This window comes from Pseudomonas sp. B12(2026), assembly GCF_057767015.1.
Window position 1 is genome coordinate 5,823,736 of record NZ_CM173430.1, and the last position, 13,181, is coordinate 5,836,916.

10 protein-coding genes and 1 pseudogene are annotated in these 13,181 nt (G+C 68.7%); 4 read left to right on the plus strand and 7 right to left on the minus strand.

Annotated features, from left to right (window positions below):
* Positions 1 to 33: 33 nt before the first annotated feature.
* From AC3B6A_RS27000 to AC3B6A_RS27020, 5 genes and pseudogenes are all read right to left on the minus strand, one after another.
* Complete coding sequence (locus AC3B6A_RS27000; protein WP_488400157.1) at positions 34 to 1,086, minus strand: gamma-aminobutyric acid-binding protein; 1,053 nt, start codon at positions 1,084 to 1,086, stop codon at positions 34 to 36.
* 230 nt (positions 1,087 to 1,316) lie between these two features.
* A complete protein-coding gene (locus AC3B6A_RS27005; RefSeq protein ID WP_488400158.1) occupies positions 1,317 to 2,699 on the minus strand; it encodes an aspartate aminotransferase family protein in 1,383 nt (460 codons plus the stop codon).
* Positions 2,696 to 2,817, minus strand: a pseudogene (locus tag AC3B6A_RS27010) (hypothetical protein); the annotation flags it as partial. The gene AC3B6A_RS27005 and the pseudogene AC3B6A_RS27010, both read right to left, overlap by 4 nt.
* 5 nt (positions 2,818 to 2,822) lie before the next feature.
* Positions 2,823 to 4,313, minus strand: a complete 1,491-nt coding sequence (locus AC3B6A_RS27015) for an aldehyde dehydrogenase (RefSeq protein WP_488400159.1) — start codon at positions 4,311 to 4,313, stop codon at positions 2,823 to 2,825.
* A 187-nt stretch (positions 4,314 to 4,500) separates the two neighbouring features.
* Positions 4,501 to 5,298, minus strand: a complete 798-nt coding sequence (locus tag AC3B6A_RS27020; protein ID WP_488400160.1) for a carbon-nitrogen hydrolase family protein — start codon at positions 5,296 to 5,298, stop codon at positions 4,501 to 4,503.
* Positions 5,299 to 5,521: 223 nt separating this feature from the next.
* Here AC3B6A_RS27020 and AC3B6A_RS27025 point away from each other — a divergent pair, with 223 nt between their 5' ends.
* From AC3B6A_RS27025 to AC3B6A_RS27035, 3 genes are all read left to right on the plus strand, one after another.
* Positions 5,522 to 6,430 carry a LysR substrate-binding domain-containing protein gene (locus AC3B6A_RS27025; protein ID WP_488400161.1) on the plus strand — a complete coding sequence of 303 codons (909 nt, stop codon included), beginning with the start codon at positions 5,522 to 5,524 and terminating at the stop codon, positions 6,428 to 6,430.
* A 123-nt stretch (positions 6,431 to 6,553) separates the two neighbouring features.
* Complete coding sequence (locus AC3B6A_RS27030; protein ID WP_488400162.1) at positions 6,554 to 7,582, plus strand: DUF5924 family protein; 1,029 nt, start codon at positions 6,554 to 6,556, stop codon at positions 7,580 to 7,582.
* 336 nt (positions 7,583 to 7,918) lie between these two features.
* Positions 7,919 to 8,758, plus strand: coding sequence for an acyl-CoA thioesterase (locus AC3B6A_RS27035; protein WP_488400163.1), 840 nt, complete (start codon positions 7,919 to 7,921; stop codon positions 8,756 to 8,758).
* 72 nt (positions 8,759 to 8,830) lie between these two features.
* On the opposite strand, the gene AC3B6A_RS27040 is transcribed toward AC3B6A_RS27035, so the two are convergent.
* Positions 8,831 to 9,172 (minus strand): zinc ribbon domain-containing protein YjdM, encoded by a 342-nt coding sequence (locus tag AC3B6A_RS27040; RefSeq protein ID WP_488400164.1) that lies wholly within the window; start codon positions 9,170 to 9,172, stop codon positions 8,831 to 8,833.
* 160 nt (positions 9,173 to 9,332) lie between these two features.
* On the opposite strand from AC3B6A_RS27040, the gene AC3B6A_RS27045 reads away from it, so the two are divergent.
* Positions 9,333 to 12,314 carry an autotransporter outer membrane beta-barrel domain-containing protein gene (locus tag AC3B6A_RS27045; RefSeq protein ID WP_488400165.1) on the plus strand — a complete coding sequence of 994 codons (2,982 nt, stop codon included), beginning with the start codon at positions 9,333 to 9,335 and terminating at the stop codon, positions 12,312 to 12,314.
* A gap of 118 nt (positions 12,315 to 12,432) precedes the next feature.
* Here AC3B6A_RS27045 and AC3B6A_RS27050 read toward each other — a convergent pair whose 3' ends face one another.
* Positions 12,433 to 13,059 carry a c-type cytochrome gene (locus AC3B6A_RS27050; protein ID WP_488400166.1) on the minus strand — a complete coding sequence of 209 codons (627 nt, stop codon included), beginning with the start codon at positions 13,057 to 13,059 and terminating at the stop codon, positions 12,433 to 12,435.
* Positions 13,060 to 13,181: the final 122 nt, after the last annotated feature.

A 13,181-nucleotide genomic window follows, 5' to 3' on the forward strand; every position in this document is an offset into this window, starting at 1 on the left:
CGCGAACGCCGGGCCCGGATCAGGAAAGGGAGATCAGTGCGCCGCCCAGGCGTTGAAGCGCAGTTCCAGTTCCTCGCCGTGGTCGACCCAGAAGGCGGAGTCGACGGCGCGGGCGCCTTCCAGGTTGGCCGGCGCGGTGGGCAGCGCCTCGCGCACGTTCTCCGGCAGCAGGTCGAGGGTGCCCTTGTGCACCGGGCCGTAGGGGATGTTCTCGGAGAAGGTCTTCTGGGTCTGCGGCTGGCTGGCGAAGGCGATGAACTTCTCGGCCAGCGCCTTGTTCGGCGAGCCCTTCACCACGACCCAGTATTCCGGGTCATAGAGGCTGCCGGGCCAGACGATGCCGAGCTTCACGCCTTCCTTCTGGGCGGCGGCGATGCGCCCGTTGTAGGCGGCGCTCATCACCACGTCGCCGGCGGCCAGCCACTGCGGCGGCTGCGCGCCGGCCTCCCACCACTGGATGCTCGGCTTGAGCTGGTCGAGCTTGGCGAAGGCGCGGTCGACGCCGGCCTTGGTGCCCAGCACCTTGTACAGGTCTTCCTGCTTCACGCCGTCGGCCAGCAGGGCGATCTCCAGGGTGTACTTGGCGCCCTTGCGCAGGCCGCGCTTGCCCGGGTACTCGGCGGTGTTCCAGAAGTCCGCCCAGGAGGCCGGCGCCTTGGCGAGCTTGGCGCCGTTGTAGGCCATGACCATGGACCAGACGTAGGTGGCGACGCCGCATTCGCTCAGGGTGCCGGGCACGAACTGCTTCTCGTCGCCGAAGACCGCCGGGTCGAGGCGCTCGAACAGGCCCTCGTCGCAGCCGCGCAGCAGCTCGGGGCTTTCCACCTCGACCACGTCCCAGGTGACCTTGCCGACGTCGACCATGGCTTTCACCTTGGCCATCTCGCCGTTGTACTCGCCGGCGACGATCTTCCCGGCGCCGCTGGCTTCGAAGGGTTTGAAATAGGCCTGCTCCTGGGCCGCCTTGGTGGCGCCGCCAAAGGAGATCACGGTCAGGTTCTGCGATTGCGCCTGGGCACCGCCGGCGACGGCGGTGGCCAGAAGGGCGCAGGTCAGGGTGGTGTGCTTGAGCAAGGACGAATACATGGAACAGACTCCCACAGCCGATTGGCGTTGTTGTGTTGCTGGGCAGCAGCCGGCCAGAAGCCGGCCAAAAGGGTTCCATCGCGCGGGCGTCTTCGCGCCCGCGGCGTTGTTGTTCGGTGTTCCGGTGTTTCGTAGGAGCGAGCTTGCTCGCGAACCCCAAGCCAGGCCTGCTGGCGAATCACTCCGGCGAAAGAGCTTCGCGAGCAAGCTCGCTCCTACAGGTCGTGCCGTTACAGCACGCCGATTTCCTCGGCCGTGCGGTCGACCGCGCGGCGGGTCTTGTCGACCAGCTCGTCGATCTCGGCGCGGCCGGCCACCAGCGCCGGGGCCATGATCATCCGGCCGAGGGTCGAGCGGATGATCACGCCCTCCTCGAAGCCGATGGTGCGGCAGCGCCAGGCCAGGTCGTTCTCGTTGTCGTAGCGTTTGCGGGTGGCCTTGTCCTCCACGAACTGCAGCGCGGCGACGAAGCCGGCGCCCTGGATATCGCCCACCAGCGGGTGCTTGCCGAAGACTTCGCGCAGGCACTGCTGCAGGTACGGGCCGGTGTCGTTCTTCACCTGATCGACCCAGCCCTCGTCGCGCAGCGCGCGCAGGTTGGCCACCGCCACCGCCGCCGCCACCGGGTGGCCGGAGTAGGTCAGGCCGTGGGCGAACACGCCGCCCTCTTCGACCAGGGTCTGGGCGATGCGCTTGCTCAGCACCAGGCCGCCCATGGGGATGTAGCCGGAGGTCAGGCCCTTGGCGATGGACAGGGTGTCGGGCTGGAAGCCGAAGTGCTGGTGGGCGAACCACTCGCCGGTGCGGCCGAAGCCGCCGATCACTTCGTCGGCGCACAGCAGCACGTCGTACTGGCGGCAGATGCGCTGGATTTCCGGCCAGTAGCTTTCCGGCGGGAAGATCATGCCGCCGGCGCCCTGGAACGGCTCGGCGATGAAGCCGGCGACGTTCTCCGCACCCAGTTCGAGGATCTTCTCCTCCAGCTGCAGCGCGCAGCGGCGGCCGAACTCGGCCGGGGTCAGCTCGCCGCCGGCGGCGAACCAGTAGGGCTCGTCGATGTGCGCGACATCCGGGATCAGCCCGCCCATCTCGTGCATGAACTTCATGCCACCCAGCGCGGTGGCCGCCAGGGTCGAGCCGTGGTAGCCGTTCCAGCGGCCGATCATGATCTTCTTCTGCGGCTTGCCGGCGACCTGCCAGTAACGGCGCACGGTGCGGATCAGCACCTCGTTGGCCTCGGAGCCGGAGTTGGTGTAGATCGCGTGGCTGTAGTGGTCCGGCAGCAGGCTGAAGAGCGTCTCGGACAGCTCGATCACCGCCGGGTGGGTGGTGTGGAAGAACATGTTGTAGTACGGCAGCTCGTCCAGCTGCGCGGTGGCGGCGGCGGTGAGGTCCTTGCGGCCGTAGCCGAGGTTGGTGCACCACAGGCCGGACATGCCGTCGAGGTAGCGCTTGCCGTCGTTGTCCCACAGGTACAGGCCTTCGCCGCGCACCATCACGCGCGGGCCCTCGGCGTTCAGCGCCTTCTGGTCGAGGAAGGCGTGGATGTGGTGGGCCGCGTCCGCCTGCTGGTAATCGCGGGTGTCACGTTGCGGTCGGGTCGGGTCGGTCATCGATATTCTCCAGGTTCCCGGGGCGTACATCGGGCCACCGGGGATTGCAGGGGATCGAGGGCGACGGACTTACCTGGGCAGTCTCACCGGCCGTCTCGAGCGGTTCGGTTGCGAAAATCCGATTCAGCGCAGCTGGAACCAGGTGGTCTTGAGCTGGGTGTACTTGTCGAACGAATGCAGCGACAGGTCGCGGCCGAAGCCTGACTGCTTGCCGCCGCCGAACGGGATCGCCGGGTCGAGGGCGTCCACGGTGTTCACCGACACCGTGCCGGCGTTCAGCCGGCGCGCCACGCGGTGGGCGCGGTGCAGGTCGTCGCTCCACAGCGAGGCGGCCAGGCCGTAGGGGCTGTCGTTGGCCAGGCGCACGGCTTCGTCTTCGCTGTCGAACGGGATGACCGCCAGCACCGGGCCGAACACTTCGTCGCGGGCCAGGCGCTGGTCCGGGCGCACGCCGGTGAAGATGGTCGGTTCGATGAAGTTGCCCGAGCCGTTGAAGCTCAGCTGGCGGCCGCCGCAGGCCAGCCGGGCGCCGTCGCTGGCGGCCTCGTCGATGAAGCGCAGGATGCCGGCGGTCTGCTTGCCGTCGACGATGGCGCCAGCGCGGCTGGCCGGGTCCAGCGGGTCGCCCGGCGCCCAGTTGCGGGCCCTGGCGATCAGCTTCTCGACGAACTGGTCGTGGATCGAGCGTTCGACCAGCAGGCGCGAGTTGGCCGAGCAGACTTCGCCCTGGTTGAAGAAGATGCCGAAGGCGGCCTTCTCGGCGGCAAGATCGAGGTCGCGGCAGTCGGCGAACACCAGGTTCGGGCTCTTGCCGCCGCACTCCAGCCAGACCTGCTTGAGGTTGGACTGCGCGGAATACTGCATGAAGTACTTGCCGACCTGGGTCGAGCCGGTGAACACCAGGGCGTCCACGTCCGGGTGCAGGCCGAGGGCCTTGCCGGCGGTTTCGCCCAGGCCCGGCACCACGTTCAGCACGCCTTCGGGCAGGCCGGCTTCCAGCGCCAGCTCGGCCAGGCGCAGGGCGGAGAACGGCGACTGCTCGGCGGGCTTGAGCACCACGGAGTTGCCGGCGGCCAGCGCCGGCGCCAGCTTCCAGGCGGCCATGTCGAGGGGGAAGTTCCACGGCACCACGGCGCCGATCACGCCCAGCGGGGTGCGGGTGATGGTGGCCAGGGCGTCCTGCGCGGTGGGCGCGACCTGATCGTAGAGCTTGTCCAGGCTTTCGGCGTACCAGGCAAACACGCCGGCGGCGCCAGGCACGTCGATGTTCCAGGCGTCCATCACCGGCTTGCCCATGTTCAGGCTGTCGAGCAGGGCCAGCTCGTCGCGGTGCGCCAGCATCAGTTCGCCGAGCCTGAGCAGCACGGCCTTGCGCTCGCGCGGCGCCATGCGCGCCCAGGGACCTTGTTCGAATGCCTGGCGGGCGACTCGCACGGCGGCGTCGATCTCGGCCTCGCCGCAGGCGGCGACGTTGGCCAGCAGGCGGTTGGTCGCCGGGTCGATGGAGGCGAAGGTGGCGCCGTCTCGCGCGGCCACGCGGCGGCCGCCGATCAGGGCGGCGTCGATGAAGGTCTGCCGGGCAGCGCGCTGCCGCCAGTCGTTGAGCTCGTGCACCAAGGCGCTCCTGTTTCAGTCGCTCGAACGGCGACCTTGTTGTTCTGCAAGTGCGATCGATGGTCGCCCAAGCCCCGGCCAAGGAAAATTATTAAATTTGTCTTCGGGATATATGAAAAAGCTGGTCAGCCCCGCACCACCCCGGAGCACCCTGCCCGCTCGCGGTGCACGGCTCCGGGCCGGCCTCTCAGCGGGCGAGCGCGGCGTACAGCTCGGGCCGGCGGCACGGCAGATAGGGGAAGGTGCCGGCCTGGCGCGCGCGCTGCCCGGGGTCCAGGTCGACGATCAGCAGGCTCTCCGCGGGCCCGGCCGCGGCCAGGCGCTCGCCGTCGGGCGCGACGATGCAGGAGCCGCCGAGGAAGGCCAGCCCGTCCTCCACGCCACAGTGGTTGCAGTAGGCGACGAACAGCTGGTTCTCCACCGCCCGCGCCGGGACTATCAGGCCCGGCACCGCGCCGTATTCCGGGGTCAGCGCGGTGGGGATGAGGATCAGCCCGGCGCCGTTCAGCGCGTGGCTGCGCACCGCTTCGGGATACTCCACGTCGAAGCAGATCAGCAGGCCGATGCGCCAGCCGGCGTAGTCGAACGGGGTTTCCAGCACATCGCCCGGGCTGAACACTTCCCGTTCCATGGCGCCGAACAGGTGCGCCTTTCGGTAGTGACCGAGAGCCTCGCCGGACGGGCCGATCACCTGCACCGCGTTGTACGGCTTGCCGCCCGCGGGATGGCGTTCGGCGTAGCCGTAGGCGATGGCCAGCCCGAAGCGCCGCGCCAGCTCGCCGATGCGCCGGGCGGACGGGCCGTCCGCCGCCTCGGCCAGTTCGTGCATGCGCTGCGGCACGTTGTAGCCGCCCAGCCACAGCTCCGGGCAGAGCAGCAGCTGCGCGCCGGCGGCCGCCGCGGCACCGGCCTGGCGCTGCAGTTGGTCGAGGTTGCCGGCGATGTCGCCGGGGAGGCCGCAGGTCTGCCATAGGGCCATGCGCATGAGCTTTACTCCGGGCTGCGTGTACGGGAATTGCAGGGTGCCTTCGGGGGCTGCGTGGGAGTATGCCCGCGCCCGGAGGGACGCAGCAGGCGGCCAAGGCCATGAAAAATGTGGTCTCCGGCGAGGAAAATCTTCGCCACGGGCCGCCACCGCCGGCCGGCCCGACGCGGTATCTTGTATAAAAAAACATCAACTGTATAAAAAAACACCAACGAGGCGTGCAGTGGCGTCCTATACCTTGCGGCAACTGAAGTATTTCGTGACCACCGTGGAATGCGGCAGCGTGGCCGAGGCCTCGCGCAAGCTGTACATCGCGCAGCCGTCCATCTCCACGGCGATCAAGGGCCTGGAGGAGAGCTTCGGCGTACAGCTGTTCATCCGCCACCATGCCCAGGGCGTCTCCCTCACCCCCAGCGGCGCGCGCTTCTACCGCAAGGCGCAGGAGCTGCTGCGCATGGCCCACGAGTTCGAGCAGAACGCCCTGGCCGACAACGACGTGGTGGCCGGACAGATCGACATCGGCTGCTTCGAGACCGTCGCCCCGCTCTACCTGCCGCGCCTGATCGCGGGCTTCCGCGAGCGCTACCCGGGCGTGGAAATCCGCATCAGCGACGGCGAGCAGCAGGAGCTGGTGCAGGGCCTCACCGCCGGCCGCTTCGACCTGGCGCTGCTCTACGAGCACGACCTGGACTCCACCATCGCCACCGATCCGCTGATGCCGCCGCAGCGCCCCTACGCGCTGCTGCCGGAGGATCACCGTTTCGCCCGGCAGGACAAGGTGTCCCTGCGCGACCTGGCGCTGGAGCCGATGATCCTGCTCGATGTGCAGCCAAGTCGCACCTATTTCGTGAGCATCTTCGAGGAACTGGGGCTGAACCCGCACATTGCCTTCAGCTCGCCGTCGATCGAGATGGTGCGCGGCATGGTCGGCCAGGGCTTCGGCTTCTCGGTGCTGGTGACCCGCCCGCATTCGGAATGCACCTACGACGGCCGGAAGGTGGTGATGGTGAACATCGCCGAGGACGTCAGCGCCTCCGGGCTGGTCGCCGCCTGGCTCAAGCGCGCCCAGCTGACCAAGCCGGCGCAGCTGTTCGTCGATTACGCGCGGGAGGAGCTGAGCGGCAAGCGCTGAGGCGCCTCGGCGCGGGAGCGGGCCTGCGGGCGAACCGGCCTCGGCCGCGGTGGTCCTCCCCTCGGCCCGACCCCTGGGGTTACAATCCCGCCTCCTTTCGCTTTCGTTATCCCGCCCCGCCCCATGCTCATCTGGAAAGCGCGCGTGCAGCGCCTGATCACCCTCGTCCTCGGCCTGCTGCAGCGCTACCCGCACCTGGTCGCCCTGTTCGGCTTCTGCTCCGGGGTGTTCAGCTTCATCATGGTGGACCGCCACCGCGCCGGCTTCGCCCGGGTGATGGCCATCGTCATGCTGGTGAGCTGGGTCTGGCTGATGCTGGAGAACCTGCTCACCGACCGCTTCAAGCGCCGCTTCGGCTGGGAAGTGCCGCCGGGCCTGCTGCGCTACGCGACCCAGCTGATCCACCAGGAAAGCCTGTTCTTCTGCCTGCCGTTCTTCTTCGTCACCACCACCTGGAACAGCGGCCAGGCGCTGTTCACCGGCGCGCTGGCGCTGGCCGGGCTGATGGCGATCACCGACCCGATCTACTACAGGTTCCTCTCGGTGCGGCGCTGGACCTTCCTCGGCTACCACACCCTGACGCTGTTCGCGGTGCTGCTCACCGCGCTGCCGATCCTCCTCCAGCTGAGCACCCCGCAGAGTTACCGGCTGGCGCTGGGCATCGCCGTGCTGCTGTCCTTCCCGAGCCTGGCGGTGACGGTGAAGATCCACAAATGGTGGCGCTGGTTCGCCCTGGTCGGCCTGACCCTGTCGATCGGCGCGGTGGGCTGGTTCGCCCGCGCCTGGGTGCCGCCGTCGACCCTGTGGATGACCGAGATGGCGGTGACCGAGAGCTTCGACAACAGCCAGCGCACCCCCGGCGACGGCCTGGAAACGGTCAGCGCCGCGCAGATCAGGAGCCAGGGCCTCTACGCCTACACCGCGATCAGCGCCCCGCGCGGGCTGAACGAGCGCATCTACCACGCCTGGCGCCTGAACGGCCAGGAAGTCGACCGCATCGCCCTGGACATCCGGGGCGGCCGCGAGGCCGGCTACCGCGCCTGGACGCACAAGCAGAACTTCCCCGGCGATCCCACCGGGCGCTGGCAGGTGCAGGTGCTCACCGAAGCCGGGCAGGTGATCGGCACGCTGCGTTTCGAGGTCACGCCCTGACGTCAAGGGCTGCCCCCGTTCCGTCACGACCGCGACGAAGCGTATTCCGCGCAGGTCCGGTGTGTGCGTTGGCACCTCCTGCAGCTGGTATTTCGGCGCAACGAGGCTGCGCAAAATACGCTCCGTCCCTTCGGGTTGCGCGGCAAATCACGCCATGCGTCGTTGCGGGACTAGACAAGGGAATGCCATTGCCGTCGTCCCGCGTCTAGCCTGGCGCGATTTGGCGCAGCAACGCGGTTCGCGCCGAAACGGGGGCTGCCCCTGGGTTCGCTTGACCCACCTCGGCGCTTTCCCCTACAAGACCCTCTTCCCAGAACAAGAAGCGCCGAGAGAGTCATGACCGCTACCACCCTGCACCCGTTCGACCGCGCCGTCGCCCTGCAACCCGTGGAAGGCCGACCCGGCCTCTACGACGGCCACACCAGCCAGGACTACTGGAACATGGTCGGCCCCTTCGGCGGCGTCACCGCGGCCATCCTCCTGCAGGGCGCGCTGCGCCATCCGCAGCTGCTCGGCAGCCCGCTGTCGCTGACGGTCAACTACGCCAGCGCCGTGGTCGCCGGGGCCTTCCAGGTCCAGGCCACGCCGGTGCGCACCAACCGTTCCACCCAGCACTGGCTGCTGCAGCTGCTGCAGGCCGACGAGAACGGCGAGGCACAGGTCACCACCACCGCCACCCTGGTCACCGCCCTGCGCCGCGAGACCTGGAGCCACTCCGACCTGCACATGCCGCAGGTGCCGCCGGCCGCCGAACTGGCGCGGATGACCCACCTCGGCAAGGGCGTGGCCTGGATCCAGCAATACGAGCTGCGCGCCATCAGCGGCGCCCTTCCGGAACAGTGGGACGGCAGCGGCGAACACAGCCGCAGCCAGCTCTGGCTGCGCGACGCCGAAGCCCGCCCGCTGGACTTCCTGTCCCTGGCGGCGATGAGCGACATCTTCTACCCGCGCATCTGGCTGCGCCGCGCCACCCGGGTGCCGGCGGGCACCGTGTCGATCACCACCTATTTCCACACCGACGCCGCGCAGCTGGCCGAGGCCGGCACCGGCTACCTGCTCGGCGACGCCCGTGGCCAGGCCTTCCGCAACGGCTTCTTCGACCAGGCGGCGGAGCTGTGGAGCGAGTCGGGCGAGCTGCTGGCGACCAGCAACCAGATCGTCTACTACAAGGAATAGCGCCACCGCGCGGCACATAGGAAACAAAAAAGCCCGGCACATGGCCGGGCTTTTCATTGGCTGCGAGAAGGCTCAGACCTTCTTCACGAACTCCGACTTCAGCTTCATCGCGCCGATGCCGTCGATCTTGCAGTCGATGTCGTGGTCGCCGTCCACCAGGCGGATGTTCTTCACCTTGGTGCCGACCTTCACCACCAGGGACGAGCCCTTGACCTTCAGGTCCTTGATCACGCTGACGGTGTCGCCGTCCTGCAGCACGTTGCCGACGGAATCCTTGATCACGCGGGCATCGCTATCGGCCTCGGCCGCGCCGTCGGCGGACCACTCGTGGGCGCACTCCGGGCAAACCAGCATGGAGCCGTCTTCATAGGTGTATTCGGAGTTGCATTTCGGGCAGGGAGGCAGTTGGCTCACGGCGGTTCTCACATCGGAAACGGTAGAAAGACAGCAAAGTATATAGGGTTTCTCGAATTCCCGCCGGGCACGCAGGCAGGGCACAAGGCCAGCATGGTTACAAAAGCGTAAGAATCCGTCGTTATAAAAATCGGCCACCCGATAAGAAAAGGATTCAGCCATGCTGCACAAGCCGTCCCCCCTGGCCCTGCGCATCGCCCTGGTGGTGAGCGCCCTCGCTGCCGAGTCGGCCCACGCGACCATCGCGCCGACCACCATTACCATCGACAGCGCCTCGACCACCGGCCTGACCCTGAGCAACGAAACCACGCTGCAGGTCACCGGCAACGGCAGCCTGGTCACCAGCGGCAAGAGCGTCAACCTCAAGGGCGCGGCGGAAGGCGCCGGGGTGGTCATCGACAACAGCGGCCTGATGCAGTCCACCACCGGCCGGGTGGTCGACACCGGCGGCGACGACGACACCACCCGCTTCTACCAGATCATCAACCGCGAAGGCGGGCGCATCCTCGGCTTCGACGACGCCATCCGCATGGACAACGCCTTCACCGGCGGCAGCCTGCTGATCGACAACGCCGGCCGCATCACCTCGCAGACCGGCCAGGCGCTGGACATCGACGCGCTGCAGAGCGACGTCGCCAGCACCATCATCAACCGCGCGACCGGCGTCATCCACAGCGACGGCAACGACGGCATCCGTCCCGGCGGCAACGCCACCGTCATCAACTACGGCGAAATCAGCAGCGCCGACATGACCGACGACGATGCCAAGTACGACGGCATCGACTTCCAGGGCGCCTCGGGCGGCCGCGTGGAAAACCACGGCCTGATCAGCGGCGGCCGCCACGGCATCACCACCGACGTCGGCGCCACCCTGGTCAACTACGCGGACGGCGTGATCATCGGCCGCAACGGCTCGGGCTTCGGCTCCGACGGCGATGGCACGGTGACCAACTACGGGCGCATCACCGGTTCCTACAACGGCCTGGCGCCCAATGGCGACGGCGACGGCGTGGACATCGACGGCCTCGGCAACATCGACAACCACGGCATCATCGAAGGCACCGGCGCCGCCGGCGAGAAGGACGGCGCGCCGAACAGCCCCGAAGGCATCGCCATGGGCGGCGGCAGCATCATCAACCGCACCGGCGCCACCATCCGCAGCGCCGCCAACGCGATCCTCATCGACGACAGCGCCACCGGCGACGCGCCCTACGCCACCCACCTGGAGAACTACGGCCAGATCATCGGCCAGGGCGGCAACGCCGTGCGCATCATCGGCACCCAGGCCGACAGCGTGGTCAACGGCGGCCTGATCAGCAGCAACGGCGGCGTCGCCCTGGACATGGGCGGCGGCGACGACAGCCTGACCCTGCTCAGCGGCAGCCAGTTCGTCGGCCTGGTGGACGGCGGCGCGGGCCGCGACAGCCTGATCCTCGACGATGCCGCCGGCGGCAGCTTCGGCAACAGCGCCAACTTCGAGGCGCTGGACGTGAAGCAGGGCCTCTGGACCCTCTCCAGCCAGAACGATTTCAGCGAAGGCGGCAGCGTCCGCAGCGGCGCCGCCCTGGTCAACGACGGCAGCCTGCTCGGCACCCTGCAGGTCGAACAGGGCGCCACCTACGCCGGCAGCGGCAGCGTGGGCGGCCTGGATATCTCCGGCAACCTGGTCACCTCCTCCGCGCTGGGCGCCGCCCATGTCACCGGCGACCTGAACCTGCGCAGCGGGTCGACCCTGTCCTTCGGCGTGGAGCCCGGCGGCGAGCACGCCACCCTGCAGGTCGATGGCACGGCGTCCCTGGACGGTGCGCACCTCGCCGTGCAGGCCGGCCAGGGCAACTGGCCGTGGCAGAGCAGCGTGCAGGTGCTCAACGCCGCCGGCGGGGTGAACGGCCAGTTCGCCGACGTGCAGAGCAACTTCGCCTTCCTCACCCCGACGCTGAGCTACGGCAGCAACAGCGTCGACCTGCAACTGACCCGCAATGACGTGCAGTTCGGCGACCTGGCGCAGAGCAGCAACGGCCGCCACGTCGGCGCCGCGCTGCAGAGCCAGGGCGGCGGCGCGCTGTACAACGCCCTGCTCGGCAGCGATGCCGGCAATGCCACCCGGGCCCTGGAGCAACTGGCCGGCGCCAGCAACGCCAGCCTCTCCGCCGCCACCCTGGCCAGCAGCCAGCTGGTCGGCGGCGCCATGCTGGGCGCCGTGCGCCAGCTGGGCAGCAGCGGCCTGCTGGCCGCCACCGAACAGGGCGACGCGCCGCTGCTCGCCGCCACCGGCGTGCCCAGCGAAGCGCGCAACCTGAACGACCCGAACGCCGCCGGCCGCCTCTGGCTGCAGGGCATCGGCGGTCACGGCGAGCTCGATGGCGACGACGGCGACAGCGGCGACCTGCAGCAGGACACCGGCGGTGCCCTGCTCGGCGCCGACTGGGCGGTGACCCCGGACTGGCGCCTGGGCGTGCTCGGCGGCTACTCGCACACCGACCTGGACGGCCACGACGGCGTCTCCGGCGACATCGACAGCTGGCACCTGGGCGCCTACGCGCTGCACCAGAGCGGCCCGCTGGCCCTGCGCCTGGGCGCGGCCTACAGCCGCCACGACGGCGAGAGCAAGCGCCGCGTCGAGTTCGACGGCTTCAGCGATCGTCCCAAGGGCGACTACGACGCCGACAGCTGGCAGGCCTTCGCCGAGACCGGCTATGCCATGGGCAGCGGCCGCCTGAGCGCGGAGCCCTACGTGCGCCTGGACTACCAGCGCTACGAGCGTGATTCCTACGACGAAAAGGGCGGCGCCGCCGCGCTGCACGTCGACTCGCAGGACCAGGACAACCTGAGCAGCACCCTCGGTCTGCGCATCGCCCACCTGGATACGCTGAGCAACGGCATGACCTTCACCCCGCGCCTGGGCATGGGCTGGCGCCACACCTTCGGTGACGTGGACAGCGACACCCGCCAGTCCTTCCTCGCCGGCGGCAGCGCCTTCAGCGTCCAGGGCGCGGCGCTGGATCGCGACAGCCTGCTGCTGGATGTCGGCTTCGATGTCGGCGTGTCGGCCCGCAACACCCTGGGCCTCGGCTACAGCGGGCAGCTGGGGGACAACGCCCGGAACCACGCGCTGATCGCGCAGTGGCAGATGGCCTTCTGAGTCGCCGCGACCGTTCGGACCAGCCCGGCACTCGCCGGGCTGTTTCGTTCAGCCGTGGGTTTCCTCGGGTGCGCGTCCGGCCGCTCTGCGCCGGGTCGCTTCTCGCGGGGGCGCGCCCTCAGGGCTGCAACTGGCTGAGATAGGCGGTCAGCGAGGCGATGTCTTCGTCGCTGAGCAGCGCCGCCACGCCGAGCATGGGGGAATTCGCCCGGCTGGGGTCCTTGTCCCGGTAACGCTGCAGGGCGTGGTTGAGGTATTGCCGGGGCTGGCCGGCAATGCGCGGAATGCCGTCGTGCCCCAGGGCGGCGGTGCCGTGGCAGGTGACGCAGACGCCGCCGAAGCGCTCCGCGCCCTGCGCCACCAGCGCCTTGTCCAGGGCCGCGGCCTCGGGCTTGGGCAGGACCTTCTGCTGGCTGAAATAGAAGGCGATGTTGACCCGCTCGTTGACCGTCAGGAGCTTGGCCGCCTGGTTCATCACGAAGTCGGTGCGCTGGCCGTCGACGTACTTCTCGAAGGCATCGAACAGGTACTGCGGATTCTGTCCGGCCAGGTTGGGAATGTAGTCGCGCTTGCTGTTGCCGTCCTTGCCGTGGCACTTGCTGCACAGCAGGATGCGGTCCTCCGCGGCGGCATAGGCCTGCTCGCGCTTGGCGGGGTCCTTCTCCAGAGCGGCGAGCCGATCCATCATCTCCGATGCCTGTGCGCTGGCGCACAGCAACACCCACAACAGAACGACTTTCCCCATCGCCGCACCCTGGTCAGTTTTTCCAGCGTGGAACGTTAGGAGGGTTTGCGCGGAAAGTCTCCGACGCAGATCAAACAAACCCTTCGCGCGGACAAAAAAAGGGGGAGCATCGTGCTCCCCCG